Source organism: Maribacter sp. (assembly GCF_049667165.1).
GTDB lineage: Bacteria > Bacteroidota > Bacteroidia > Flavobacteriales > Flavobacteriaceae > Maribacter_A.
Genome location: NZ_JBATHS010000079.1, coordinates 1 through 1,640 on the forward strand (window position 1 = coordinate 1; position 1,640 = coordinate 1,640).

At 41.2% G+C, this 1,640-nt stretch carries 2 protein-coding genes; both read right to left on the reverse strand.

All coding sequences use genetic code 11. The features are described 5' to 3' along the window. A partial coding sequence (gene lptB / locus WBM98_RS04430; RefSeq protein WP_424364820.1) for an LPS export ABC transporter ATP-binding protein occupies positions 1-712 on the reverse strand: 712 nt, incomplete at its 3' end. Between the two features lie 78 nt (positions 713-790). Next, the coding region (gene tatC / locus WBM98_RS04435) for a twin-arginine translocase subunit TatC (RefSeq protein ID WP_424364821.1) at positions 791-1,640 on the reverse strand (850 nt) is incomplete at its 5' end.

A 1,640-nucleotide genomic window follows, 5' to 3' on the forward strand; every position in this document is an offset into this window, starting at 1 on the left:
CAAAGTTTTGGCCCAGATACACCTTACGTACCATTTCGTCTGCCGCAAGGTCTTCGGGCACACCGGATTTTAGAATACCCCCTTCGAACATTAAATAGGATCGTTCAGTAATCGCCAAGGTTTCCTGTACATTGTGATCTGTTATTAGAATACCGATGTTCTTATCCTTTAAATGGGCCACGATGCGTTGAATATCCTCTACGGCAACAGGGTCTACCCCCGCAAAGGGTTCGTCTAAGAGAATGAATTTAGGGTCGGTGGCCAAGGCCCTCGCGATCTCGGTTCTGCGGCGTTCGCCACCGGAAAGTAGATCTCCCCTATTTTTCCGTATATGGCCCAATCCAAATTCCTCAATAAGTGATTCCATTTTTAGATGCTGCTCTTTTTTACTCATGGTGGTCAATTGCAACACACTTAAAATATTCTTTTCGATACTTAATTTTCGGAATACCGAAGCTTCTTGGGCCAAATAACCAATGCCGTTCTGTGCCCTTTTGTACATGGGGAATTTGGTAATCTCCGTATCGTTTAGATATATGTTTCCTGCATTAGGCTTAATGAGTCCTACGATCATGTAAAAACAGGTAGTCTTTCCGGCCCCATTTGGCCCAAGGAGCCCCACGATTTCCCCTTGGTTCACTTCAAGGGAAATGCCTTTTACAACCTGTCGCCCACGGTAGGCTTTCATTATATTCTCTGCTCTAAGCTTCATATATTTTGAATAATTTCAAGCATAAATACCCCAAATCTATATTTAAATACTGGGTGTTGGATTCTTCTTCACGGTATTTTAACCTTTTTTATATTGTTTTGCCGCCTTTGCCTCTTTCTTCGCCTCTGACTTCATTACCATTTTTGAAATGTAGATACTCACTTGGTATAAAATCAAAACAGGCACGGCTACGATGATCTGACTGGTCACATCCGGGGGTGTGATCACCGCCGAAATAATAAGTACGATCACCAAGGAAATTTTTCGATACTTTTTTAGGATTTCGGGGGTTACCAAACCTATTTTGGTCAAAAAGTAAATGATTATAGGTAACTCAAATATGATTCCACATGCGATTACCGATGTCCTTAATGTAGATATATAGGATCCTATGTCAAATTCATTAAGCACAATTTCACTAACCTGATAGGTTCCTAAAAAGTTAATGGATAAGGGAGCTACAACGTAGTACCCAAAAAGTACACCCATAAAGAAAAGCAAAGAAGCGATCAAGATAAACCCTCTTGAGTTTTTGCGCTCTTTTTCATACAGCCCGGGGCTAATGAACTTCCATACTTCATATAGCACATAAGGAAAGCCCACAATAAATCCGGCCCAAATGGAAGTCCAAATATCAGCAGAGAACTGCCCTCCCATAGTACGGCTTTGAATGCTGAATGGGAGCTTGTCGGCACAGAAATCGGATTCAATACCAATAAAAGTGGCCGCCTTGCAAAAAAAGCGGTAGGTGGGAAAATCCATTCTTGAGGGCGCAAAGATGATGGAATCAAAAATAAAACCACTCATTGTAAATGCCACAATACCTATAATTACGATGGCTAAAGTTGAACGAATCAAATGCCATCTTAATTCTTCAAGATGATCTAAGAAAGACATTTCGTTTGGAGTCTTGGTCTCGGTATTTGCC